Origin of the sequence: Ochrobactrum sp. BTU2, assembly GCF_024539785.1 — a bacterium.
GTDB classification, from domain to species: domain Bacteria; phylum Pseudomonadota; class Alphaproteobacteria; order Rhizobiales; family Rhizobiaceae; genus Brucella; species Brucella anthropi.
On record NZ_JAHWRG010000008.1, the window covers coordinates 51,064 to 76,915 of the forward strand.

A 25,852-nucleotide genomic window follows, 5' to 3' on the forward strand; every position below is an offset into this window, starting at 1 on the left:
CAGAAGCCATATCAATCAGGCGGTAATGGCATTCGGGCCAGACGGATGGTACCGGCGGCTGATCCACTTGCGGATTTCGCTGAACCAAAGAACGCTGCTGCTCATCGCCACACAGAACAGCCATTGATCCAGCGAAAGTGGCAGCGTTCCGAAGGCGGTGTTGAGGAAGCTCAGATTGACGACGGCGATCTGTAGGACCACAGACAGGCCGACGGCCGCCCAAAGCCATTTGTTGGAAAACAGATGGCTGAACGCGCTCTTGAATTCCGATCGGGCGTTGAAGCAGTTGAACAACTGAGCGAACACCAGCACCGTGAACGCCGCTGTGCGCGCCCGCTCCAGGTTCTGCGAGCCTTCTATCAGTCCGCTGGGCAGATAGAAGTCGATCGTCAGCAGCGTCGCCAGCGCCATCACCAGGCCGGTTCCGGCGACGCTTCGCCACATCCGGGCATCGATCGCATGCTCGTCGGGTCTGCGGGGCGGACGCGCCATGACACCGTCGTCCTGCGGGTCGATCCCCATTGCAAGAGCAGGACCGGAATCGGTTATCAGATTGATCCAGAGAATCTGGGTCGCCAGCAAAGGCAGCACCAGTCCCCCGCCTCCGACGTCGGTCAATCCAATCACGCCGGCTCCGACGACGCCGAGAAAGACGGTCAGCACCTCTCCGATGTTGGACGATAGCAGGTAGCGCAGGAATTTCCGGATATTGTCGAAGATCCCGCGTCCTTCACGCACAGCCTCGACGATGGTGGCGAAATTATCGTCGGCCAGGATCATCCTCGCCGCCTCCTTCGTCACCTCGGTTCCGGTGATCCCCATGGCGACGCCGATATCGGCGGCCTTCAGCGCGGGCGCGTCGTTGACGCCGTCCCCCGTCATCGCCACCACATTGCCGTCGGCCTGAAGGGTATCGACGATACGCAGCTTGTGCACGGGCGCCACGCGGGCATAGACGGAAGTCGTGCGGACCGCAGCAGCGAAGGCGGCCTCGTCCATGGCGTCGAGCTCGGCACCGGTCAGTGCCCGCGCGCCATGATCGACGATTCCCAGCAGCGCGGCTATGCGCGATGCGGTGCGGGGATGGTCGCCGGTGATCATGATGACGCGGATCCCGGCGCGCCGGGCCTGCGATATGGCGACCGCCGCCTCCTTCCGGGGCGGATCGATGATCCCGACGGTCCCCACGAAGATCAGATCATGCTCCAGACCCTCGCCGTGCTCGATGCCTTCGGTGTCGGCCATCGGACGATAAGCGACTGCGAGAGTTCGCAGGGCCTCGTCGGACAACCGGTCGACGTCAGCGGTGGCGCGCGCACGCTGCACGGCGTCGAAGGGGACCACGTCCATGCCGACCCGCACATGCGTGCAACGGGTCATCAGAACATCCGGCGCGCCTTTCGCGATCAGGACACGCGCGCCGCCATGTTCATGGTCGCGCTCGACCGTCGACATCATCTTGCGGTCCGAGCTGAAGGGGATCTCGGCGATGCGTTCGAAGCGGCGCTTTCGGCGCTCGTCGATGCCGAGCTTGCGCTCGGCGACAAGGAACGCGGCTTCGGTCGGGTCGCCCTGGATCTCCCAAACTCCCGCCTGCCCTTGATTCAGAGCGGCATTGCCTGCCAGGCTGCCACCGCTCAGGACGACGATCTGCTCGGCGCGCATGGCCGCGCTAGGAGCCTTGCCGTCGTCAACCTCCAGATCGCCGAAAGGCGCATAGCCCACACCGCTGACACGGGTGCCACCCGATGCTGTCATAATGTGCTCGATCGTCATCTCCGACCGCGTCAGCGTTCCGGTTTTGTCGGAGCAGATGATCGAAGCCGAACCGAGTGTCTCCACGGACGAGAGCGCCTTGACCACCGCCTTGCGGGTCGCCATGCGTTGGACGCCAAGTGCAAGCACCAGCGACAGGATGGCGGGAAGTCCTTCGGGGACCGCTGCTACGGCCAGCGAGACCCCCATCAGCAGCACGGAAATGACGTCCGATGGGCCATCGATGTCGGAGACGAGCAGCACAGTCGCAACGACAATGAGAGCGATCGCGATCACCGCAGCGCCGAGCGCGCGGCCAACTCTCGCGACTTCCTTCTGCAAGGGGCTGATATCTTCCTTACTGGCGTCGAGCATTTGAGCGATCGCGCCGATCTCGGTCCGCATCCCTGTCGCCGTGACGATGGCGCGTGCGGTTCCCTGTACGACCGCCGTGCCTTTGAACACCATGCAGAACCGCTCGGCCAGCGGCGCAGGCTTACGCAGCATGGCCGCATCCTTGAGGACAGCCTCGCTTTCGCCGGTCAGCGAGGCTTCCTGAATTCTAAGGCTTGCGGCGCTGATTAACCGACCATCGGCGCCGACGGCGTCTCCTTCCTCGAGCAGCATGATGTCGCCTGGCACGAGATCCGCGCTGGGAATGCGGATTCGCTCGCCGTCGCGCAGAACGGAGGTGTTCGCGGCTGTCATCCGCGCCAGCGCGGCGACGGCATTAGCCGCCTTGGCGTCCTGCACAAAGCCGAGGATGGCATTGGCCAGAACCACCATGGCGATGACGACCGCATCGATCGGCCAGCCGTGGCGGCCTTCTATGACCCAGGCCGCCAACGCTATGATAATCGCTCCGAGCAGCAGATAGACCAGTGGATCCTGAAATTGCGCGAGCACGCGTCGCCAGACCGGGATCGCCTTGGCTGCCCGCAATCGGTTGTGGCCATATTCCGCAAGCCGCCGCGCGGCTTCCGCTTTCGTCAGACCGCGCTCGGCATGGCTGGCAAGAACGTCTACGACATGCGCAGCAGCATTTTGCGAATAGTCGGTCGGCGCCGGGATTACGGCTCCAACTGGATTTGCATCGCCCTTCATCCGGCATTCCTTTCCAGCGATCTGTGAGCATCCCACGAATGGCCGAGGATAAGCCCGGCGGCGATTGGGAGAGCAGCCAAAGGCGCGTGAAAAGTCAGGCGGAATACCGCTTCGCAAGTTTTTCGAAGTCCACTTGCCCGAACATTCCCCGGCGTCCTGAGGGATTCAGGGATGAGGCCACGTCCAATCTCGAATCTCGGGCATGTCCTCGCCATGCTCGCGGACAAAGGCCTTGTGGAGGACGAGCTTTTCGTGCAGTGCCGCGATGATCTCCGCGCCCTTGTCCTTCAGGACCGGCAGGCGCTCGACGGCCTCGATGGCGAGATGGAAACGGTCCAGTTCGTTGAGAACGGCCATGTCGAAGGGCGTCGTCGTCGTGCCCTCCTCGATGAAGCCGCGTACGTGGAAATTCGGATGGTTGGCGCGTTTGTAGACCAGCCGATGGATGAGGTAGGGATAGCCGTGATAGGCGAAGACGACGGGCCGGTCGCGCGTGAAGATGCGGTTGAACGCCTCGTCCGACAGTCCGTGCGGGTGATGCTGCGGCGATTGCAGGGCCATCAGGTCCACGACATTGACGACGCGGATGCGCAGATGCGGCAGGGACTGCCGCAAAAGGTCGACGGCGGCCAGCGTCTCCATGGTCGGCACGTCGCCGGCGCAGGCCATCACGATATCCGGCTCCAGTCCGTCCTCGGTGCCGGCCCAGTCCCAGATGCCGAGGCCCGCCTCGCAGTGCTTCTCGGCCTCCGCCATGCTCAGCCATTGCGGCGCCGGCTGCTTGCCGGCGACGATGACGTTCACGCGGTCCCAGGTCTTCAGGCAGTGGTCGCCGACCCACAGCAGCGTGTTGGCGTCCGGGGGCAGGTAGACGCGCACGATGTCCGCGCTCTTGTTGGCGACGAGGTCGACGAAGCCGGGGTCCTGATGGGAAAAGCCGTTATGGTCCTGCCGCCAGACATGGGAGGTGAGCAAATAGTTCAACGAGGAGATCGGCTTGCGCCATTCCAGCTCCCGCGAGGTCTTCAGCCATTTGGCGTGCTGGTTGAACATGGAATCGACGATGTGGATGAAGGCTTCGTAGCAGGAGAATAAGCCGTGCCGACCGGTGAGCAGATAGCCTTCGAGCCAGCCCTGGCAGAGATGCTCGGACAGCACCTCCATCACCCGCCCGTCGGGTGACAGATGATCGTCGCTTTCGAGCGTTTGCGCCATCCAGACCCGGTCCGTCGCCTCGAACACGCTACCCAAGCGGTTGGACGCCGTCTCGTCAGGCCCGAACACGCGGAAATTCCGTTCGGCCTCGTTCAGCCGCAGCACGTCGCGCAGATAGTCGCCGAGAACCTTCGTCGCCTGCGCCTCCGTCGCGCCGGGGCGCTCCACCGCGACGGCATGGCTGCGGAAATCGGGTGTGTACAATTCCTTGCGCAGGAGGCCGCCATTGGCGTGCGGGTTGGCGCCCATGCGGCGCGTGCCTGTCGGCGCGAGCGCCTTCAGCTCGGGCTTCAGCGCACCGTCGGCATCAAAAAGGTCGCCGGGATCGTAGCTGCGCAGCCACTCTTCCAGGATCGCGCGGTGGCCGTCATCCTCGCGGCAGTTCGCGACCGGCACCTGGTGGGAGCGCCAGTGGTTCTCGACCATCTTGCCGTCCACCACCTTCGGACCGGTCCAGCCCTTCGGGCTCCGGAGCACGATCATCGGCCAGCGCGGCCGCTCAGTGGACGACGCGGCCTTCTCGCGGATCGCCGCCAGCCGGTCGAAGACCGTGTCGAGGGTCGCCGCCATCTGCCGGTGCATGTCGGCCGGCTCGCTGCCCTCGACGAAGAACGGCTCGTAGCCGTAGCCGACGAAGAGATGCCGCAGTTCCTCGTCGGACAGGCGGGCCAGCACGGTGGGGTTGGCGATCTTGTAGCCGTTGAGATGCAGGATCGGCAGAACCGCGCCGTCGCGGGCGGGGTTGATGAACTTGTTCGAATGCCACGCGGCCGCGAGCGGCCCGGTCTCCGCCTCGCCGTCGCCGACCACGCAAGCCACGACCAAGCCCGGATTGTCGAAGGCGGCGCCGAAAGCGTGCACCAGCGCGTAACCCAGCTCGCCGCCCTCATGGATCGAGCCCGGCGTCTCGGGCGCGACATGGCTGGGGACGCCGCCCGGAAATGAGAACTGCTTGAACAGCCGCTTCATCCCGGCTTCGTCCTCGCCGATCTCGGGATAGGTCTCGGAATAGACGCCTTCCAGCCAGGTGTTGGCGACCATGCCGGGGCCGCCATGGCCGGGTCCGCAGATATAGAGGATATCGGCATCGCGATCGGTAATGATCCTGTTCAAGTGCGCATAGATGAAGTTCAGGCCCGGCGTCGTGCCCCAATGGCCAAGCAGGCGCGGTTTGACGTGCTCCGGCTTAAGGGGTTCGCGGAGCAATGGATTGTCCATCAGATAGATCTGGCCAACGGATAAATAGTTTGCCGCACGCCAGTAGCGATCGACCAGCAACAAATTCCCGGCACCGAATGCCATAAGTTTCTCCTCGCCTTAATCATAGGTTAGGGGTCACGAAAGGACACGCCCCCAAGAAAAATCGATGGGCCATTTGTGCAAACGCGACGACCAATGCGGCGGCTGCTACCCCGTTTCCGCAAGCTACATTTCCCAGTCATGACAGTCAACGGTTGATGACAACCGGCAAGTTAACGAGGCGCGCGTGAAACGATGAAGGTAGTCTACTCGCGTTCGTTCGCGAACAGCCACTCCTCCCGCGCGGAGCTTCCAGGACACCAACGACGCTAGCGTGTCCGAGTGCGAGAGGCGCGAGTCTCGCGGAACCGCACCGATGGAGTCAGCGCGGTCGTCGTGAGATCCAACTAGATCTGAGCCCGGGAACGGGACCTTAATCTTCTCCTATGGGCTCAGGAACTATCGCGGTGAACTGGCTCTGAGCGCCTTGCCATATGCTTTTGGCTCTTTGCTTTTAACAAAAATTCCTTGACACGCAACGACCGATGGAGTTGTCATCGGCTGATGACAGAATCATCAACGGCGGATGACTAGTTTTAACTGCAAGTCAAATTCCGACAACATGTAGTTTTTGTCTTTTGGAGCAAGAATTGGATGCCGCCCCGGATGTCTAGTGGATATATTCCAGTAATACAAAGAACATATTCAGTAATTGAGCGCGGGCATCTATTTGATGCAGACCGAGAAACGCGAGCGGCGTCGACTGCACCATTTTCGATCTCCAAGGTCAGTTCTCCGCAAATCGCGGAGTGTATCCGCCCGCAGCGTTTGGAGCGGCGCCAAAAAGAATATGCCACCTCTCCTCAAGACGGCTCGGGCCTCTCCTCCCGCCGAGGCATAGCTGCAAATCCAAATCCGTCTCGCCACCGATCTCTTCGCATTTTCAAATCCGGCTCACCGTGCGGTGAAGACGGTCCCATCGGGCCATCGCTGAGATGGCCCCGATAATCGCCCAAAGGGCAGGTCCAAACAGAAGGAAGATGATGATGACCGTCGACACCGTACCTTTGAAACTCCACAAAGCCAATCTTGAACTCCAGATCCAGATTAACCGCCTCATGCAGGAAGGGGGCAAGCGCTGGCTCGAGGTTGCTTCCCAGGCGAGCAACGAAGGGATCACCGAGGCCCTGGCGGAAATCGAGGCCCTGCGGAAGGCTGAAAATTGGCAGACCCTCGCGACACTGCCCGGCGAGTCGTTCTGGCGTGTGCTGCAGCAACGTGTCGGCGACACCCAGGAGCTTTCCCAGGCGGCGATCAAGAACCAGACGGCCTTTGCGAGCGGCCTGCAGGAAGCCATCGAAGGCTGGCAGAAGGCCGTGAGCGAGGCCGTGGGGAATGTGAGTTCGGCACAGCCGATCCAGGACATCTTCAAGCAGTGGACAAGTGTCTGGTCGGTCCCTGGCGCGAAAGCGCAGGAAAAGACCGGAAAGGGCGCCTGATCGATGCCGTCTGCAACCAGAACAGCCCTGGTGACAGGTGGTATGGGAGGCCTGGGCGAAGCGATCGCCCGGGCACTTCACGATGCCGGTCACAAGGTTCTCGTCACCCACGCGCGAGACGAGGGCTCGGCCCGAGCCTGGCTCACGGCCGAGAAGGCCAAGGGATACGGCTTCGTCTCGTATGACGTGAACGTCGCCGACTTCAAATCCTGCCAGCGCATGGCCGAACGCATCCTCTCCGACGGTCACCAGGTTGACATCCTGATCAACAACGCAGGGATCACCCGGGACGCCACGCTCCGCAAACTCGACAAGGAGAACTGGGACGCTGTCCTGCGCGTCAACCTCGACTCCGTGTTCAACGTCACCAAGCCACTGCTCGACGGCATGGTCGAGCGCGGCTGGGGCCGGATCATCAATATATCGTCGATCAACGGCAGCAAGGGTCAGTTCGGACAAACCAACTATTCGGCGGCCAAGGCGGGGATGCACGGATTCACCAAGGCGCTGGCACAGGAGGTCGCGAAGAAGGGTGTGACCGTCAACACTGTCTCGCCGGGCTATCTCGCGACAAAGATGGTGACCGCGGTTCCGCAGGACGTGCTCGCCAAGATCGTCGCCGGCGTCCCGGTCGGACGCCTCGGCGAGCCGGACGAAATCGCGGCGCTCGTCGCCTTCATCGCCAGCGACGCCGCAGCCTTCATGACCGGCAGCAATGTCGCGATGAACGGCGGCCAGCACATGTACTGACGCCGCGCCGGCACGCACGGGACAACAGGTCCTGCGTGGTCCCGTGCGCATCTTTATCACCAAGGAAATGATCAATATGAAAAAGGATATCGCCGTTCTGGCAGCCACCCGCACCGCCATAGGCAGCTTCCAGGGCAGCCTGTCCAGCCTTCCCGCCTCCGAACTCGGCGCGGTGTTGATCGCCAGCGTCCTCGAGCGTACAGGCCTCGCGCCGGAAGAGATCGACGAAGTCATTCTCGGACAGGTCATCACCGCCGGGACAGGACAGAACCCCGCCCGCCAGGCCTCCATCCATGCGGGGCTACCGCACGCCGTGCCGTCGCTGACGCTGAACAAGGTCTGCGGCTCCGGCCTGAAGGCGGTTCATCTGGCCGCGCAGGCGATCCGGGCTGGAGACGCCGACCTGATCCTCGCCGGCGGTCAGGAGAACATGTCCCTTGCTCCGTATCTGCTGCCCAAGGCACGCACGGGCCTTCGGCTTGGGCACGGGCAGGTCGAGGACAGCCTGATCCGGGACGGCCTTTGGGATGTATTCAACGACTATCACATGGGGATTACGGCCGAGAACCTCGCCGAGCGCTATTCGCTCACCCGTGAGGAGCAGGATGCCTTCGCGGTCGCATCGCAGAGGAAGGCGACCGACGCAATCACTGCAGGTCGCTTCAAGAGCGAGATCACCCCGGTCTCGATCCCCCAGCGCAAAGGCGATCCGATCGTGTTCGACACGGATGAGCAGCCGCGCGCCGACACCACCGCCGAAGGGCTTTCGAAACTGAAGCCGGCCTTCAGGAAGGACGGAACGGTCACGGCGGGCAACGCTTCGACGATCAACGACGGCGCGGCCCTGCTGCTTCTCGCCAGTGCGGAAAAGGCCAAGTCACTCGGCCTGCCAGTGCTCGGATGGGTCAAGGGATATGCGAGCGCTGGTGTCGATCCCGCCGTCATGGGGATCGGGCCCGTCAGCGCGACCCAGCGTACCCTCAAGCGGGCCGGATGGACGATCGGCGATCTCGATCTCGTCGAGGCCAACGAGGCATTCGCCGCACAGGCGCTTGCGGTCAACAAGGAGCTCAACTGGGATGTGGCGAAGGTGAATGTCAATGGCGGCGCGATCGCGCTCGGCCATCCCATCGGCGCCTCCGGAGCGCGGATTCTCGTGACCCTCATTCATGAGATGCACCGCAGCGGTGCGCGCAAGGGCCTGGCGACGCTCTGCATAGGCGGCGGACAGGGAGTGGCGTTGGCCATCGAGGCGGATTGATCCGCGATCTGGCCTGACAAGCAGCCAAATTTCATCAACAACGGCGATATGTCGGAGGAACCATGACCGAACCATCAACTTCGACATTCCAATGGTCGGGCTTATTCGGCGATCCCTGGGCGCTCGCACAGGCTGCGGGCGTCTATGGCGTCGATGCATGGCAGCGCACGATCCTCTATGCCGATATCGAGAGACAGGTGGGCGACCAGTACCGGGAAAAGCTGCGCGACGGCAGTCCTGGCGTTCTCAGCTTTCCGTCCGAACCCGTCATGTCCGGCGCCGACCTGCCGCGACCGACGAACTACCAGCTCGTGCGCATCCTTGCGCAGGGGGAACAGAAAACCGACGAGACGAGGCGTCCCTTCGTCGTGATCGATCCGCGCGCAGGCCACGGGCCGGGAATCGGCGGCTTCAAACCCGACAGCGAGATCGGGGCCGCGCTCAAGGCCGGGCACCCGTGCTACTTCGTGGGCTTCCTGCCCGATCCCGTTCCCGGACAAACCATCGAGGACGTGATGCGGACCTTTGCCGCTTTCGTCCAGCATGTCGGTGAACGTCATCCTGAAAGCGGGGGCAAGCCGGCGGTGATCGGAAACTGCCAGGCCGGCTGGCAATTGCTGATGACGGCGGCGGTCTGGCCCGACCTGTTCGGGCCGCTGCTCGTCGCGGGCGCGCCGCTTTCCTACTGGGCCGGCGACAATCCAATGCGCTACGCGGGCGGCCTGCTCGGGGGCAGTTGGCTCACTGCCCTGACCAGCGACATCGGTGCGGGCCGCTTCGACGGGGCCTGGCTCGTGCAGAATTTCGAGAACCTCGATCCCGCCAACACGCTCTGGTCGAAGCAATACAACGTCTACGCCAAGGCCGACACGGAGGCCGAACGCTATATCGGCTTCGAGAAGTATTGGGGTGGTTATGTCTACCTGAATGATGTCGAGATGCAATTCATCGTCGACAACCTGTTCATTGGCAACAAGCTTTCCACCGCACAACTGATGACATCAGACGGGCTGCGGATCGACCTTCGCAACATCCGCTCACCGATCATCGTCTTCTGCTCCTATGGCGATAATATCACGCCGCCACCACAGGCTCTTGGATGGATCACCGATCTCTACAAGGACGACGAGGACGTATTCGGCCACGACCAGACCATCGTTTACACGACGCATGACAGCATCGGTCATCTTGGCATCTTCGTATCGAGCAGCGTCGGCCAGAAAGAGCACCGGAAGTTTGCGAGCATGATCGACCAGATCGATCTTTTCCCTGCCGGAATCTATCGTGCCACTGTCGATGCCACCCCCGAGAACACGCCGGACTTCGCCGATCCCTACCTGATGTCGATCCGGCGGAGCAACATCGAGGAGGTACGCGACATTGTCCGTCCCGACCTGGAGGCCGAACGTTGCTTCGCCGCCGCCGCGCGCGTCTCCGAGATCAACCTCGCACTCTACCGCAACACCCTGCAACCCTGGCTACGCGCGCTGTCGACATCCTACTCCGCCCGCTGGCTGCAGGCGCTGCATCCGCTGAGAATGTCGTTCGAGCTCTGGTCGAGCGAACATCCGCTGGCCCAGGCCGTCAGCGAACTGGCGGAACAGGTTCGGCAGGACCGGCAGCCGGTTACCTCCGACAACCCGTTCCTTCTCTTCCAGAAAGACATATCCGCGGCGATGGAGCATTTCCTCGACAGCTATCGAGACCACCGCGATCAGATCTACGCGATGTGGTTCGGTTCGCTGTATGGTTCGCCCGGGATCAAGGCTCTCGCCGGACAGGCGCTCGGCGACGATCTTCCGGCACGTCCCCATCCCGGTGACACCCCCGAGCATCGCGATATGGTCAGAAAGGCGGTCGCCCGTCTGGATGCCCTGTCAGACGAGGGCGGGTTGATCGAGGCCGCCGTCCGCGCCCTGTTTTACGTTATCCATCACCAGGGTGGGATCGACGAACGCCATTACCATCGCGCTTTTCGGCTTTGGGACAAGGACGGGATCACCGCCAGCGACGCCGCCTCGTTCCGACGCCTCGTGCGCGAGCAGGCTGTGCTGCTTGCCTACAAGGGTGACGCTGCGATCGACGCCTTGCCCGCCATGCTCGAAGGTGCGGATGCCGGGCTGGTCGACAGGGCTGCCAACTTCATCTCTGAACTCGCCCATGCCGGCGGCGACGTCCTCTCTGAGGAAGGTGCAGCAGCATTGTCCCGCGTGACCGAGATGTTCGCGAAAGCGGCCGAGCAGTCCAGAGAAATTGCATCAGTCTTGTCAGAGGCAGATGCTCCGCCGCAGGGCTCGGCCCGGGCGCCCGTTGCCTCCAATAAACCGGAAGCCAGTCGGCGGCAGCCGCGCGGACGGCCGCGCAAGACGTGACGATACGCCCGACTGACCTCGCCCACCGGTGAAGCAAAAACTGGCGCTCCGCACAAGTCGGGGGCGCTGATGGAAATGGTGTTATGAAGAATCAAGAAGAAAAATCGAACACGGAATTGGATGAGGAAGTACACGCGGCATGGTCGCGTGCCTGGTCATCGATTTCGCCGGAATCGCCAATGTTGGCCTGGACGGACTGGGCAACCCACATCGCGACCAGCCCTGGCAAACGCAACGAGCTCTCCCGTCTGGCCCTGGATCATCTGCAGCAGATACAGGACGTCATCAAGGAAGGGCTTTCGCAGAGTGCGGACAACTCCGAGGGCGTGAAGGTTCCTCCCCTCTCGGACCCACGTTTTGCCGACCCGGCATGGGCAGAATGGCCTTTCAATCTCTTCGGCAGGTCATACGAGATGCAACGCCAATGGTGGGAAGAAGCAACCCGCAACGTCTGGGGTGTCGATGCCCATCATCAGCGTCTTGTCGCCTTCGGCGCCCGGCAATGGATGGAGATGCTCTCACCTGGTAACCTTGCCCTGCTCAATCCGGTCGTGATGAGAAAGAGTCTTGACGAAAAGGGAGCAAACCTCGCGCGCGGGCTCTCCAACCTGTTCGATGATATTGCGCGGCGTATGTCCAATCTTGCCCCGGCCGGAACTGAGAATTTCGTCATTGGCAAGGATGTCGCCACGACACCGGGCAAGGTGGTCTACAAGAACAGGCTGATCGAACTGATCCAATACGAGCCGACGACCGAAACAGTTCGTCCCGAGCCGATTCTGATCGTGCCGGCCTGGATCATGAAATACTATATCCTCGATCTTTCTCCGCATAACTCCCTGATCCGTTACCTTGTTGAACAGGGTTTCACCGTTTTCTGCATCTCCTGGAAGAATCCGGATGCGGACGACCGTGATATGGGCATAGCCGAGTATCTCGAACTCGGCTTCCACGCAGCACTCGACACCGTGAATGCAATCACGGCAGGCGCCAAGGTGCATGCCGCCGGCTACTGCCTCGGCGGCACGCTGCTCTCCATCGCCGCGGCCGCCATGGCACGGGATCGTGACGATCGACTGGCGTCGATGAGTATGCTGGCCGCACAGACAGATTTCAGCGAGCCGGGAGAGCTCGGCCTGTTCATCGATGAAAGCCAGATCGCCCTCCTCGAAGCGCAAATGGCCGAGGTCGGATACCTGCATGCAGAACAGATGACCGCCGCGTTCCAGATGCTTCGCTCATATGATTTGTTCTGGTCGCGCATCATAAACGAGTATTTTCTGGGCGAACGCAGACCGATGAATGACCTCATGGCATGGAACGCGGACGGGACGAGACTTCCTGCGCGCATGCATTCGCAATATCTGAGGCGGCTGTACCTGCAGAATGATCTCGCCTCAGGCCGCTATGAGGTTGGTGGTCGATCCGTTTCGTTGAAGGATATAAAGCTGCCGATCTTCTGCGTCGGCACCATTACGGACCACGTAGCTCCCTGGCGTTCGGTCTTCAAACTCCATCGCCTGACGTCCGCTCCGTTCACCTTCGCGCTCACTTCGGGCGGTCACAATGCCGGCATCGTCAGCGAACCGGGACGTCCTCGGCGTCACTATCAGATAATGAGCCATTCGACAGCGGAAGCCTATGTCGCCCCCGACGAGTGGCTGAAGATTGCACCGAAACGGGAGGGGTCTTGGTGGCCCGAATGGACGTCCTGGCTTGGGAAGCATTCGCTGGATCGCGTGGATCCTCCCACTGTCGGCGGACAAAGCAACAGCAACCTTCCCCTCGAAGATGCCCCAGGAAAATTCGTTGTCTTGCCGTGATGCAGGTCCTGCCTCTGGCTGCGGTATCCTATTTTCCCAACAAACCTTTTAGGCTGATAGGAGCGATGTTTGTGAGGTGTTCTGATCTACTACTTTGGTCCTGCGTCTTCTTCGACGTCGCACAGATCGTTTGCGTTTATCCCTGCATGCGAAGTCGCAAACTCAGCTTACCGGAGACATTTGCAGTGTCATTCGGAAACATGCTTGTTTGGAGCTTTGCAGTCGCGGGTCGATTAGGAGGGAAGAGCTCGCAAATTGACTCCTTTGGCAAAAAGGCCGGAATGCGGGGAGTCGCAATGATTGCTCCGGCGTGACCACGATTCTCAAATTCAGCTCCGACAGCTTCGCTATGTGATTGCAGCAGCTGATCATGGCAGCTTCCGGCAGGCAGCGATTGCGGTGGGCGTGCGGCAATCGGCGATTAGCCGTGGTATCCGCGATCTGGAGGATGAGGCTGGCGCGGCGCTGTTCATCCGCTACCCGCGCGGCGTGGCGCTTACCGAGGCCGGCAAGAATTTCGTGGGACGCGCGCGCAGGGCCATCAACGAGATCGACCTTGCATTGAAGGAGGTTGGGGCGGCAGGGCGCGTCGAGGTCGGCGTGCTTCGGATCGGCATATTTACGTCGCTCGCTTCCGGTTTTATCGCCGAGTTGCTTGAGCGTTACCGCGAGGAACATCCCGGCGTTCGCCCGGTGTTCATCGAGGGCGCTCCGTCAGACCATGTTTCGGCCGTGCGGCGGCATGAGATCGATGTCGCCTTCCTCACAGGCCATCCTCGTGCGGCGGGATGCGAGGTAACGCGGCTGTGGTCCGAGCAGGTCTTCGTCGTCTTGCCCGAAGCGCACGAACTTGCAGCGAAGGAGCGGATCGAGTGGGCCGAGCTTCGCGGTCGGCACTTCATCGTTAGCGAGGCCGATCCGGGTCCCGAAATCCACGACTATCTCTTCAAGAATCTGTCGGAGTTGGGGCATCGTCCGAGCGTCGAGCGATGTCACGTGTACAACAGGGACACCTTGATCGGGATGGTTGCTTTGGGCGCAGGGATTACATTGACCAGTGAGGCGACGACGGGAACAAAGTTTCCCGGCGTGGCCTATCGGTCGCTGGTGACGGAGGAACTGCCTTTTTGCGCGGTCTGGTCACCGCGCAATGACAATCCAGCGCTGCGCCGGATGGTAAGTATCGCCAAGAACATGTCGGCAGAGCGATTTGGCAAGACGCCCGTCAATTTAGATGATCAAGCACGATGGAGCGGCGTGCCTTCGCAAAGCCGCGATCCGTGGCGATAAATCGCTCCAGCATCGGCACGATCAGCTTCATCGGATCGGCGACAGGCTGTTGCGTCTGGCGGCTGAGTAGCTCGGCATAAAGGTTAAGATCACGCGCCAGCGCAGCGGACAGCTCGACGGTAACCTTGACCGGCTTGTCAGTAGCGATCGGGCCGAGTTTCAACTTCGTCATAAGTCATCCCCTATAAGGTTCGAGTACCAAGTCCCGAGTTACAATGACCCGGACCGGGAAGCCCGGTCGAATTGTCAGCGTTGGCGCTACCTGCAACTGCCGCTGAATAATCTGTTGGCCGGCCTGATTGATCGTGTCCTGGGTGCCATCCCGGATTGCGCGGATAAGTCGGTCGTCGTCATCTGTAGCGAGTTCAGTCCCTACGGCCAGTAACGTCGAAAGGCCTGCTGCTTTTGCCAGATCCCACCAGTGATAATCGACACCATCCTCAAGACCCGCGTAGCCCTGTGTGTCAGCGCCCGGCTGGCGTTCGAGAACGATGGAGCGGCCGTTGGGAAAGATCAGCCGGTTCCACACCAACAGCGCTCTTCTTTGTCCAAACTGTACGTTGTTGTCGTATTGGCCGACAATCCGGGTGCCTTGCGGCACGAGCATAACGCGGCCGGTCGGACTGTCGTAGATGTTCTCAGTAACCTGGGCCGTGATTTGACCGGGCAGATCGGAGCGGATGCCCGTAATGAGCGCGGCCGGAATTACTGCTCCAGCCTGAAGGATGAATGGCGAAGCCGGAGCCGTAACCCGATCCGACGAGGTGGTCCGGCGATCGACGGGGGCCTTGAGAAACGCGAGCTGGCGATCCTGAGCGGTCTGCTGACCGGGTTGCCCGGCAAGCCCGGCGAGATCGAAGCCGGGAACATTCGGCGTGGTCGGGCTGCCGGACGTCGGCGTCGAGCCAGGTCGAGTTTGGAAGAAGACGCGGCTGGTGCGAGCGGCCTCTTCCTCGGCGCGGAGGCGCTGTTCCGCCTCATCCACAGTCGGGGTTGTGATCGTCGGCGGAACGACGGGCTGGCCCCGGTTCTGCGCATCTAGGATAGGCCGCCCGAGATCACCAGGCAGAGGCGGTCCAAGGACAGGTCCGGTGTAGTCGCGCGGCAGGCCGGCGAGACCATCTGCGGTCTGGCGGTTGTTGGTGGAATACAGTTCCTCACCGCCTTCACCTCCATCGCGGGTCTGGAGGGCGTAGATAAGCGCGCCGCCGATGCCGACGAGCCCGACGGCTGCAATGCTTGCCAGCACCTTCCGCGAAAGGCGTGTGACGCGCGGCGCCTCGGCGCGAAGACGGATGGGAGCTGCATTGTTGATATTATCCTCACTCATGGCGCAGGCCTCCCGTCGGTGCGGACAATTCTGACGACCCGCTGTTTGTTGCCACTGCCAAGGCGGAGCTCGGCGGCGCCGAACAGACGGTCGACGATCAGGATGTGTTGGTGGATACGGCTGTTGACGAGTTGGGCTTCGCCCTCCGGACCGATGACGAAGATCGGCGGCATTTCGCCCTGGACGATCCCGCGCGGAAACTCGACGTAAACCCTGCGGCCGTCGTCATAGACGGAGACTGGTTTCCAGGGCGGATTCCCACCGGTCAAACCGTATCGGTAGTTGCGCGCCGCAACGGCCGGGATGACCGGGGTCGCCGGAATGCTCTGGCCTTGACCGGCGCGCGGCCGCGGATAGGACCAGGAGACGGACGGCATATAGGGCTTCGCGCCGGAACGCAGCTCGATCAAGTAAACGCGCCGGTCGGTGGTCACGACAAGATTGGTCGTGATGTCCGGCCGAGACGGCTTCACGAGGATATGGACGCGGCGTGTCGTGCCGGCCCCGCTCTCGGTGTCACCGATAATCCAGCGGGCGGTGTCGCCGGCGGCAATCGGCCCGGCGCCAGTCAGCGATTCGCCAGGTTCCAGCGCAATATCGGTGATCTGCCCGGGAGCTGCATAGACCTGATAGAGCGCGCCTTCCGACCAAGGGTAAATCTGGATTGCATTGAAGTAGCCCTCCCGGCGCGGCTGCACGCGAGCGGCTGCGTTGGCGTTTTCGACGCGAGCGACTGGTGTGCTGGCCGCCGTGCCGCCCTTTGCCGGCGTCCAGGCCGGAGGGATGTGGATCGGACGGGGCCGATCGTCCGTCACCGATACGGGAGCGGCCGGCAAAACCGGAACATCTCGATCGTAGCTGATCTCCGGCGGCTTTTGCGGCGTGGCACAACCAGCCAACGCGGTGGCGGAAAGCAGCAGAACCGGAAGTAAGGATTTACGGAGAACCGGAATGGCGGGGTTACGGAAAGCCGATTTCATTGGCTCATCTCCCGCGACCAGTTGATGGCGTTGATGTAAATTCCGAGCGGATTGACCTTCAACCGCTCGGCATCGCGCGGAGGCTGGATGACGATGGTCAGGATCGCGGTCCAGCGCTCGGTCGCACCGAGCTGGCCATTCTCGAAATGTCGTTCCGTCCACGCGACGCGGAAGCTGTCCGGAGAAGCGCGGATGACGCTGGAAACCTCGACGGCGATCTGCTGCTTGCCGACCTTCGTGAAGGGATCGTTGGCGCGGGCATAATCGTTGAGCGCAGCCGCGCCCCGATCGGTTGTCCACTCATAGGCCCTGAGCCAGTTCTGCCGGACGATGATCGGATCGGCGGGAATGCTTCTGGTCTGCTCGATGAAGCGTGCGAGATGCCAGGCCACCTGTGGATCGGTCGGACGATAGTCCGCCGTGGCCGGGGCAACGGTCTGGGCCTGACCCAGATTGTCTACCTGAACCACCCAGGGAACAACTGTCCCACGCGCGGACTGATAGACCAGTGCGGAGGCGAAGCCCGCCGAGAGGATCAGCGAACCGAACGCCATGTAGCGCCAGTTCCTCGCCTGCACGCGAGCTGACCCAAGACGTTCGTCCCAGATTTGTGCGGCCTTCTGGTAAGGTGTTTCCGGTTGAGGTGTCTTGCCGTAATGCACGGCCGGTCGTTTGAAGAGATTCATGAACGGTCACTTTCGGAGAGATTGACGGATGCGCCGGACCCATGGCTGTCGCCCGAGCGAACGGCATGGGCGGCGGCGCTGACGCCGTGGGCGACATGGCTGCCGCGCTTCATGCGCTGGGCCCATGCCGGCGGCTGATCGGGTGTGGTTGCGGGAGCGACGAAAGCGGGATCGGATTCATCGGTGCCCGCGCCAGACGAGAAGGAACCGCCGGTGGCGCTGACGCCTGCACGCGCGCCGTCGGAGAAGCTGGATTTCATGCTTTCCGAGGCTCGGGACGCGGCACGGCGCAACGGGGAAACGGAGGCCGATCCGGCGGCGCGTGCTACGCCTCCGAGGCCGGACGCGACGCCGGACGCGCCCGACTGTCCCATAGAGCCCAATGTGTAGGCCGACGATGCCGCGCCGGCCGCCGCAGCGCCACCACGCGCGGCAGCGGCGCCGCCGGAAAGAAGAGCGGCTCCGCCCTTCGCCGCCAGCACCGCCCCGCCGCCAGCAGCAAGTGCCGCACCGCCGACAGCAAGGCCGGTCCCGACCGCGGCGCCTGCGCCAAGCTGCGGGCCGCCGCTGACCAGACCGGAGGCAATACCGGGACCGAAGATGCCAAGGCCGACGAGCGAGAGCGCCGCAAGAACGATGGCCATGGCGTCGTCGATGCTCGGGGTCTGGCCGCCGAAGCCTTGCGTAAACTGACTGAACAGCGTCGAGCCGATGCCGACGATGACAGCGAGGACCAGGACCTTGATGCCGCTGGAAATCACATTGCCAAGCACGCGCTCGGCCATGAAGGCGGTCTTGCCGAAGAGGCCGAACGGGATCAGGACGAAACCGGCGAGCGTCGACAGCTTGAACTCGATCAGCGTCACGAAGAGCTGGATCGCCAGAATGAAGAAGGCGAGGATGACCAGCGCCCAGGCAAACAAAAGGCAGACGATCTGGATCAGGTTCTCGAAAACCGCGATCCAACCCATCAGGGGTGATATCGCGTCGAGCAAGGGACGCGCGGCATCGAGGCCGGTCTGTGCGACCTTGCCCGGACGGAGCAGATCCTGCGCAGTGAAGCCGGTGCCGGAGGCTTTCAGTCCGAGGCCGGCGAAGCTGTCGAAGACAATCTTGGCGAGGTTGTTCCAATTGGAAATCAGGTAGGCGAAGACCCCGACAAACAAGGTCTTCTTGACCAGACGGGCGATGATGTCGTCGTCGGCGCCCCAGCTCCAGAAGAGAGCCGCCAGCGTCACGTCGATCACGATCAGGGTGGTGGCGACAAACGCCACCTCGCCGCCGAGCAGACCGAACCCGCTGTCGATATAGCGGGTGAAGGTTCCGAGAAATGTGTCGATAACGCCGGAGCCGCCCATTGTTCACCGACCTTCGCTGGAGGACGGCGACGCCGGTGCGGACGGCGGACGCAGGAAACGGTCGCGGGTTTCCGCCCAGACGCGCAGGCATTCAGGGTCGTTCGCGGCCTGCTGGCCAAGTTGCTGGCACCGGCGCTGCCCCGCGCGCAGCGGATCGTGCGAGGGTTCGATGATGCGCGTGGAGAAATGCTCTTTCGGTTCCTCCTTTCGGGTCAGTTCGACGACCGCCGCCGTAATGGCGACGGCGACGAACACGACAGCGCCCAGCCGGGCCAGCATCTTGCCGTCCATAAGCCCGCCCTCAGTTGCCATTGAACATCTGCGCGTTGCCCGGCTGGTAGCCCGAGCCCGGCGTCAGGAAGCGGCGGCGTTGTTCCCGTCCCTGCTCCGCCGCAGCCGTGCGCTCGGCTTCGGTCAGCGCGCCGGCACGCCCGTTGGCCGCAAGCAAGGCGACCAGATCGGAAAGCTGCTGCGACTGGAGTGCGAGGAGCTGGTTGCCGGCCTGCGTCGCCTGTAGCGCGCCCGTCGCGCCCTGGCTCTGGCTTACCAGTTCGCTCATCTGCGTGCGGTTGGTGTCGATGTTGCCGACGACACCCGCCTGGACGCGCATGGCGTCCTGAAGGCCGCCGACGGTGTTCTGCCAGCGCGAGCGCGCACCGGAGACGAGCTGCTGATCCGTGGCCAACATGGAGACGTTGCCGTACTGCTGCTGGAACGCCTGATCGATCCTCTGCACATCGAAGGCGATGTTCTGCGCCTGGGTCAGGAGTTGCTGCGTCCGCTGAACGTTCTGCTGAAGCGTCTGGAGCGAGGAGAACGGAAGGCTCGCAAGATTGCGCGCCTGATTGATCAGCATCGTCGCCTCGTTCTGAAGCGAGGTGATCTGGTGGTTGATCTGTTCCAGCGTGCGCGCGGCCGTGAGCACGTTCTGCGCGTAGTTGGATGGATCATAGACGATCCTCCAGGCGTAGGCGGGCGTGGTTACGGAGGGCGAGACCGCGAGCGGCAGTGCAAGCATTGTCGCCGCGAAAACCGCGGATGATTTGTGAAGTCGACGGACGCTCATGGCTGAAGCTCCTTTTCGGGTTGGGGGATGAGCGTTGCGACGTTGGGAAGGAGATCGACGGCCCAGGCGACATCGCGGGCGTTGAGCCAGGCCGCGAGGAAGCCATCGCGGCCATGCTCGGCGACGATCTGGGCGATCAGCGTCTGGTCGGATTTCGAGGAAGCGGCGCAGAGCGTGAGGCCGACTTCGGACAGGCCCAGCTCGAACAGGCGATTGCCGCGCCGTGACTGGCAGTAGTAGTCCCGCTTGGGCGTCGCCCGCGCGAGGATCTCGATCTGACGATCATTGAGGCCGAAGCGGCGATAGATGGCTGTGATCTGTGGCTCGATCGCGCGTTCGTTCGGCAGGAGCAAGCGGGTCGGGCAGCTTTCGATGATCGCCGGGGCAATGTCCGAATTGTCGATGTCCGAGAGCGACTGCGTGGCGAAAATGACCGAGGCGTTTTTCTTGCGAAGCGTCTTCAGCCATTCCCTGAGCTGGCCGGCGAAGCCTTCGTCGTCGAGCGCCAGCCAGCCTTCATCGATGATGAGCAGCGTCGGCCGCCCGTCCAGCCTGTCGCCAATGCGGTGGAAGAGATAGGCGAGCACAGCAGGCGCAGCGCCCGTTCCGACCAGCCCCTCGATCTCGAATGCCTGCACGTCGGCCGAGCCGAGATGCTCGGCTTCGGCATCGAGCAAGCGGCCATATGGACCGCCGACGCAGTACGGGCGGAGTGCCTGCTTGAGTTCGTTGGACTGGAGAAGGACGCTGAGGCCAGTGATCGTGCGCTCACCGACCGGCGCCGATGCGAGGGAGGTGAGCGCCGTCCAGATGTGCTCCTTTGCCTCCGGGGTGATTTTAATCCCTTCCCGCAGGAGGATCGCGACGATCCAGTCGGCGGCCCAGGCGCGCTCATAGGTGTCGTGGATGCGGGCCAGCGGCTGGAGCGATACCGAGGATTCCGATCCTTCGGTCAGGCCGCCGCCGAGATCGTGCCAGTCGCCGCCCATGGCGAGCGATGCGGCGCGGATCGAACCGCCGAAGTCGAAGGCGAAGACCTGGCTGCGGAGATAACGGCGGAACTGCAACGCCATGAGGGCGAGAAGCACGGATTTGCCCGCGCCGGTTGGGCCGACGACGAGCGTGTGGCCGACATCACCGACATGCAAAGACAACCGGAACGGGGTCGAACCTTCGGTTCTGCCGTAAAACAGCGGGGGCGCATCGAAGTGATCGTCCCGTTCCGGCCCCGCCCACACGGCGGAGAGGGGAATCATGTGGGCGAGATTGAGCGTCGAGATCGGCGGCTGACGCACGTTTGCATAGACATGGCCGGGCAGACTGCCGAGCCAGGCGTCCACCGCGTTCACCGTCTCGATCATGGCAGTGAAGTCGCGGCCCTGGATGACCTTCTCGACCAGCCGCAGCTTTTCATCGGCAAGGCGCGGATCGGCGTCCCAGACCGTGATCGTGGCGGTGACATAGGCCATGCCGGCGACGTCCGCGCCAAGCTCCTGCAACGCCATGTCCGCGTCGGCGGCCTTGTTCGCGGCGTCGGTGTCCACCAGCGCCGATTGCTCGTTGGTCATCACCTCCTTGAGGATCGCGGCAATCGACTTGCGCTTGGCGAACCATTGCCGCCTGATCTTGGTGAGCAGCTTGGTCGCGTCGGTCTTGTCGAGGAGGATCGCGCGCGTCGACCATCGATACGGGAAGGCCAGCCGGTTCAGATCGTCGAGCAGGCCGGGCGTCGTCGCGGTCGGGAAGCCGACGATGGTCAGGACACGCAGGTTCTGATCGCCAAGACGCGGCTCCAGACCGCCGGTGAGCGGCTGATCGGCGAGTAGTGCGTCGAGATAGATCGGCGTTTCCGGCACACGGACACGGTGGCGTTTTGTCGACACGCAGAAATGCAGGTAGGTCAGCGTCTCGCTGTCATCGAGCCAGCCGCAGGACGGCATGAAACCGTCGAGCAGCGCCAGCACGCGATCGGTGCGGTCGGTGAAGGCGCGCAGAATCTCGTGCGGGTCGACGCCCGAGCGCTCACGCCCTTCGTAAAGCCAGGACTCGGTACGCGCGGCTTCCTCGGCCGGCGGAAGAAACAGGAAGGTGAGGAAATAGCTCGATACGAAATGTGCGCCGGCTTCTTCGAAGTCGGCTTTGCGCTCGGCATCGACCAAAGCCGACGCGGGATCGGGAAAGATGTTGTCGGGATAGGTGGCGGCCTCGTACCGTTGCGCCTCGACGAAAATGCTCCAGCCCAGGCCAAGGCGGCGGAAAGCGTTGTTGATGCGGCTCGCAACGGCAACCAGCTCGGCCGCGACGGAGGAATCCAGATCTGGACCCCGAAAGCGGGCTGTGCGCTGGAAAGAGCCATCCTTGTTCAGCACGATGCCGGGAGCGACTAGAGCGACCCAGGGCAGATAGTCGGCAAGGCGGGCGGCGGAGCGGCGGTATTCGGCGAGATTCATCATGATCGCGCTCCTCACACCGCCAGGAAAGCCGGAATGCGCAGATGCCTGCGCCCGACCTCGACAAAGAGCGGATCGCGACGGGCCGCCCAGACGGCCACGAAATGACCGATTGCCCAGATGGCGAGGCCGACGAGCCAGAGGCGGAGGCCGAGGCCCACGGCCCCGGCCAGCGTGCCGTTCATGATCGCGATGGAACGCGGCGCACCGCCGAGCAGGATGTGCTCGGTCAAGGCGCGATGGACGGGCACCGAAAAGCCCGGCACCGCGTCGAGCTGTTCGAGGACCGCCGCCATCAGACGAGTGCTCCGCCGCCGAAGCTGAAGAAGCTCAGGAAGAACGAGCTGGCCGCGAAGGCGATCGACAGACCAAACACGATCTGCATCAGACGGCGGAAGCCGCCGCTGGTATCACCGAAGGCGAGCGCCAGACCGGTGGCGATGATGATGATCACCGCCACGATCTTGGCGACCGGCCCCTCGATCGACTGGAGGATCTGCTGAAGCGGCTGCTCCCACGGCATGGAGGAACCGGAGGCTTGGGCCGGAGGTGTGGCCGCCAGCATCATGATGGTGAAAAGCGCGGTCGAACTGGCGAGACGCTTATAGCTGCCACGCATGATCGAGCCAGCGGACAGCTCTCGATTCATGGGCACCGTCGACAGGACGAGCGGATTGGTCACATTCGAAATGACGGGCGAATTCATTCAGCTTCTCCGTTTGAGATTGTTGCGGGGGTGATGCGGTAGTCGCCGGTGGCGGGGTCGATGCCGTCGACGTGTGCGAGCTCAGCAAGCCGCCGCGACGAGCCGCGCCCGGCGAGGACCGCCACCAGGTCGATGGTCTCGGCGATCAGGGCGCGCGGGACGGTGACGACGGCTTCCTGGATGAGTTGCTCGAGACGGCGCAGCGCGCCGATGCCGGAGCCGGCGTGGATGGTCCCGATGCCGCCCGGATGGCCGGTGCCCCAGGCTTTGAGGAGGTCGAGGGCTTCTGAGCCGCGGACCTCGCCGATGGGAATGCGGTCGGGCCGGAGGCGAAGCGAGGAGCGGACAAGATCGGAGAGCGTGGCAACGCCGTCCTTGGTCCGCATCGCGACAAGGTTCGGTGCTGCACATTGCAGTTCGCGGGTATCCTCGATGATGACGACGCGATCTGCTGTCTTCGCCACCTCGGCGAGCAGCGCGTTGGTCAGCGTTGTCTTGCCAGTAGAAGTGCCCCCAGCGACGAGTATGTTGGCGCGGGACTGCACCGCTGCGCGCAGCTTCACCGCCTGATCGGCCGTCATGATGCCGGCGGCCACATAGTCGTCGAGCGTGAAGACCGCGACGGCCGGCTTGCGGATGGCAAAGGCGGGTGACGCTACGACTGGCGGAAGGAGGCCCTCAAAACGCTCACCTGTTTCCGGCAACTCGGCCGAGACGCGCGGCGAGCGGGCGTGGACCTCCGCACCGACATGGTGCGCGACCAGACGCACGATGCGCTCGCCGTCGGCGGCCGTCATGGTCTCGCCAGTGTCGGCCAGCCCTTCGGATAGCCGATCGATCCAGATACGGCCATCGGGGTTCAGCATCACCTCGACCACGGTCGGGTCTTCGAGAAACCGAGCGATTGCCGCTCCGAGCGCGGTGCGCAGCATGCGCGCGCCGCGCTGGCTCGCCTCTTGCCTGTGGTGAGTGGATGCCATCTCGTCCCCGTTTCTCGTGGGGACGCAACAGATGATCCCCGGATCGGGGATGATTAAAAGAGCCCGTAATCAGGCCAATTCAACAAGTTTCGGTCGTAGTAGTAGCATGGCGTGCAAATACAGGAGATCGGCGGTAGGCCGCCGAACATTCGGGCGCAGTCGGCCGCTCCGAGCGGTAACTTGTTGCTGGCCGACCTTTTAGGATCCGGGGGAGATGCGGGCACAGCCGAGTATCACGTACGATGGATTCCTGGCGCAAATTATGTCGCGGGATTTCGAGAGACTGTCCCAAAACTCTCTCGGCGATTCCGGAGAATAGGCGGCTGTGGTAGGATTTGCCATGGCACATCTTTCAGGAACAGACCGTTCGCAACTGCTACTTCTGCCCGAGGCGGTTGACGATTATGTCGGGCCGGACAACCCGGTCCGCTTTATCGAGGACCTTCGTTGACGGGCTCGATCTGAAGGCTCCCGGGTTCGTGCGGGTTGACGCGAAGGATACCGGCCGGCCAGGCTTCGACCCCGCCGATCTGCTCAAATTGTACACATACGGCTATCTCAACCGCGTTCGGTCGAGCCGGAGGCTGGAGGCGGAATGCCATCGCAACATCGAGATGATCTGGCTGCTGCGTCACCTGAAGCCGGATTTCCGCACCATCGCCACGTTCCGGCGGGTGAACCGTTCGGCCTTTAGGAAGGTGTTTCGCGAGTTCGTCATCCTGTGCCGGCAGCTTGACCTGTTCGGGCGGGAGTTGCTGGCGGTTGACGGCACGCGCATCAAGGCGGTCAACAACAAGGACCGCAACTTCACGCGTGGTGCTCTGTCGAAGTTCATCCGCGAGGCCGACGAGAAGCTGGCCGACTACATGGAGCGCCTCGATGAAGGCGATGCCGAGGAGGAGCGCGTTGGCGGCGACAGCAGCGGTTCCGGCGGCAAGCTCGCCGGGAAGATCGCGGCGATCAGGGACAAGCGCGCCCGGCACAAGGCCATGCTGGAGGAACTGGATCGCACCGGCGAGGACCAGATATCGCTGACCGATCCGGACGCCCGCGCCATGGCGCGCATGACCAAGGTCGGCGTCGGCTACAACGTCCAGCTGGCCGTGGACACCAAGCACAAGCTGATCGCCGAACAGGAGGTGTGCAACCAGGTGATCGACCTCGGCCTTCTGGCCCCGACCGTCGAGGCGGCGATGGACACGCTCGGCGTCGAGAAGATCGAGGCGGTCGCCGACCGGGGCTACTTCAAGATCGAGGACATAGAGGCCTGCGAGGCTGCCGGCATCACCGCCTACGTGCCGAAGCCGCTGCGCGGTCCCGCCGTAGCCCAGGGCTTCTTCCCCAAAGAGGCGTTCCGCTACGACGCGGAAGCAGACACCTATACCTGCCCGGCACGCCAGACGCTGAGGCCCCGCTATTACGGCAAATTACGAGAGAACGTGAAGGTGATCTATTGCGACCGCAAGGTTTGCAAGAGCTGCGGCTTGCGTCCGTCTTGCACTTCCAAATCCTATCGGGGCGTAACCCGGCTTGAGAATGAGGCCGTGCTCGATCGCATGGCCGGCCGCCTCGAAGCCCGTCCCGACATCCTCGACATCAGGCGCGAAAGTGTCGAGCATCCCTTCGGCACGATGAAGCAGTGGATGAACCAGGGCGCGTTCCTGATGCGGAGGCTGGAAAATGTCCGGGGCGAGTTCAGCCTGACCGCGCTCGCCTACAACATCAAAAGAGCCATCACCCTTGTCGGCGTGATCGGCCTGATCGCCGCCGCAAGGGCATGATCAGTGCAAATCCGCCTTATAGACGCATGAAAATTGCCCGGAAGCGCTCCGTTGAGGCCACATGCCGCCCAAAACGCCGATAAGCCGAAATGCCAGCAAATCCGCGTCGAATGACATCAAACGCCTGAACAGGCTCAAGCCCGTAGAGTTTTAAGACGGCCTGTCGAACACGTGCGACAAAGACTTGCAACACGAAACTCACCGATT

General features: G+C 62.8%; 20 protein-coding genes. 7 read left to right on the forward strand and 13 right to left on the reverse strand.

The genetic code is table 11. The features are described from left to right. Positions 1 to 15: 15 nt before the first annotated feature. Positions 16 to 2,859 carry a cation-translocating P-type ATPase gene (locus tag KWJ32_RS21005; protein WP_151610445.1) on the reverse strand — a complete coding sequence of 948 codons (2,844 nt, stop codon included), beginning with the start codon at positions 2,857 to 2,859 and terminating at the stop codon, positions 16 to 18. A gap of 165 nt (positions 2,860 to 3,024) precedes the next feature. After that, positions 3,025 to 5,376 carry a phosphoketolase family protein gene (locus KWJ32_RS21010; RefSeq protein ID WP_151610446.1) on the reverse strand — a complete coding sequence of 784 codons (2,352 nt, stop codon included), beginning with the start codon at positions 5,374 to 5,376 and terminating at the stop codon, positions 3,025 to 3,027. A 983-nt stretch (positions 5,377 to 6,359) separates the two neighbouring features. Between KWJ32_RS21010 and KWJ32_RS21015 the strand changes: the two genes are divergently transcribed. From KWJ32_RS21015 to KWJ32_RS21040, 6 genes are all read left to right on the forward strand, one after another. After that, complete coding sequence (locus tag KWJ32_RS21015; protein ID WP_151610491.1) at positions 6,360 to 6,812, forward strand: phasin family protein; 453 nt, start codon at positions 6,360 to 6,362, stop codon at positions 6,810 to 6,812. A gap of 3 nt (positions 6,813 to 6,815) precedes the next feature. Next, entirely contained in the window at positions 6,816 to 7,562 is a 747-nt protein-coding gene (phbB, locus tag KWJ32_RS21020; protein ID WP_151610447.1) for an acetoacetyl-CoA reductase, read from the forward strand. 76 nt (positions 7,563 to 7,638) lie between these two features. Continuing rightward, positions 7,639 to 8,823 (forward strand): acetyl-CoA C-acetyltransferase, encoded by a 1,185-nt coding sequence (locus KWJ32_RS21025; RefSeq protein WP_151610448.1) that lies wholly within the window; start codon positions 7,639 to 7,641, stop codon positions 8,821 to 8,823. A gap of 62 nt (positions 8,824 to 8,885) precedes the next feature. Continuing rightward, complete coding sequence (locus KWJ32_RS21030; RefSeq protein WP_151610449.1) at positions 8,886 to 11,195, forward strand: DUF3141 domain-containing protein; 2,310 nt, start codon at positions 8,886 to 8,888, stop codon at positions 11,193 to 11,195. Between the two features lie 83 nt (positions 11,196 to 11,278). Beyond that, the gene (locus tag KWJ32_RS21035; protein ID WP_151610450.1) at positions 11,279 to 13,018 is read left to right on the forward strand and encodes an alpha/beta fold hydrolase; all 1,740 of its coding nucleotides are present in this window, start codon (positions 11,279 to 11,281) and stop codon (positions 13,016 to 13,018) included. Between the two features lie 300 nt (positions 13,019 to 13,318). Continuing rightward, the gene (locus KWJ32_RS21040; protein ID WP_151610451.1) at positions 13,319 to 14,308 is read left to right on the forward strand and encodes a LysR family transcriptional regulator; all 990 of its coding nucleotides are present in this window, start codon (positions 13,319 to 13,321) and stop codon (positions 14,306 to 14,308) included. Here the strand turns inward: KWJ32_RS21040 and KWJ32_RS21045 are convergent. From KWJ32_RS21045 to trbB, 11 genes are all read right to left on the reverse strand, one after another. Continuing rightward, a complete protein-coding gene (locus KWJ32_RS21045) occupies positions 14,244 to 14,480 on the reverse strand; it encodes a DUF2274 domain-containing protein (RefSeq protein ID WP_151610452.1) in 237 nt (78 codons plus the stop codon). The genes KWJ32_RS21040 and KWJ32_RS21045 overlap by 65 nt on opposite strands. A gap of 3 nt (positions 14,481 to 14,483) precedes the next feature. Beyond that, positions 14,484 to 15,638, reverse strand: a complete 1,155-nt coding sequence (locus KWJ32_RS21050) for a TrbI/VirB10 family protein (RefSeq protein ID WP_151610453.1) — start codon at positions 15,636 to 15,638, stop codon at positions 14,484 to 14,486. Then, positions 15,635 to 16,618, reverse strand: a complete 984-nt coding sequence (gene trbG, locus KWJ32_RS21055; RefSeq protein ID WP_151610454.1) for a P-type conjugative transfer protein TrbG — start codon at positions 16,616 to 16,618, stop codon at positions 15,635 to 15,637. Before trbG ends, KWJ32_RS21050 begins: the two co-directional genes overlap by 4 nt. Continuing rightward, entirely contained in the window at positions 16,615 to 17,304 is a 690-nt protein-coding gene (trbF, locus tag KWJ32_RS21060) for a conjugal transfer protein TrbF (protein WP_151610455.1), read from the reverse strand. Before trbF ends, trbG begins: the two co-directional genes overlap by 4 nt. Then, positions 17,301 to 18,662 (reverse strand): P-type conjugative transfer protein TrbL, encoded by a 1,362-nt coding sequence (trbL, locus tag KWJ32_RS21065; RefSeq protein WP_151610456.1) that lies wholly within the window; start codon positions 18,660 to 18,662, stop codon positions 17,301 to 17,303. Before trbL ends, trbF begins: the two co-directional genes overlap by 4 nt. A 3-nt stretch (positions 18,663 to 18,665) precedes the next feature. Beyond that, positions 18,666 to 18,953 (reverse strand): putative entry exclusion protein TrbK-alt, encoded by a 288-nt coding sequence (gene trbK-alt / locus KWJ32_RS21070; protein ID WP_151610457.1) that lies wholly within the window; start codon positions 18,951 to 18,953, stop codon positions 18,666 to 18,668. Positions 18,954 to 18,963: 10 nt separating this feature from the next. Further along, positions 18,964 to 19,728: a P-type conjugative transfer protein TrbJ gene (gene trbJ, locus KWJ32_RS21075; protein WP_151610458.1), complete on the reverse strand. Its 765-nt coding sequence runs from the start codon at positions 19,726 to 19,728 to the stop codon at positions 18,964 to 18,966. After that, entirely contained in the window at positions 19,725 to 22,181 is a 2,457-nt protein-coding gene (gene trbE / locus KWJ32_RS21080; protein ID WP_151610459.1) for a conjugal transfer protein TrbE, read from the reverse strand. The genes trbJ and trbE overlap by 4 nt, the downstream gene beginning before the upstream one ends. Positions 22,182 to 22,192: 11 nt before the next feature. Continuing rightward, positions 22,193 to 22,474: a VirB3 family type IV secretion system protein gene (locus tag KWJ32_RS21085; protein ID WP_100653002.1), complete on the reverse strand. Its 282-nt coding sequence runs from the start codon at positions 22,472 to 22,474 to the stop codon at positions 22,193 to 22,195. Then, complete coding sequence (locus tag KWJ32_RS21090; protein WP_151610492.1) at positions 22,474 to 22,797, reverse strand: TrbC/VirB2 family protein; 324 nt, start codon at positions 22,795 to 22,797, stop codon at positions 22,474 to 22,476. The genes KWJ32_RS21085 and KWJ32_RS21090 overlap by 1 nt, the downstream gene beginning before the upstream one ends. Before the next feature lie 83 nt (positions 22,798 to 22,880). Further along, on the reverse strand, positions 22,881 to 23,864 hold the full coding sequence (gene trbB / locus KWJ32_RS21095) for a P-type conjugative transfer ATPase TrbB (protein WP_151610460.1): 984 nt from the start codon (positions 23,862 to 23,864) through the stop codon (positions 22,881 to 22,883). 479 nt (positions 23,865 to 24,343) lie between these two features. Here trbB and KWJ32_RS21100 point away from each other — a divergent pair, with 479 nt between their 5' ends. Continuing rightward, positions 24,344 to 25,645: an IS1182 family transposase gene (locus KWJ32_RS21100; protein ID WP_235906885.1), complete on the forward strand. Its 1,302-nt coding sequence runs from the start codon at positions 24,344 to 24,346 to the stop codon at positions 25,643 to 25,645. The last annotated feature ends 207 nt before the right edge of the window (positions 25,646 to 25,852 follow it).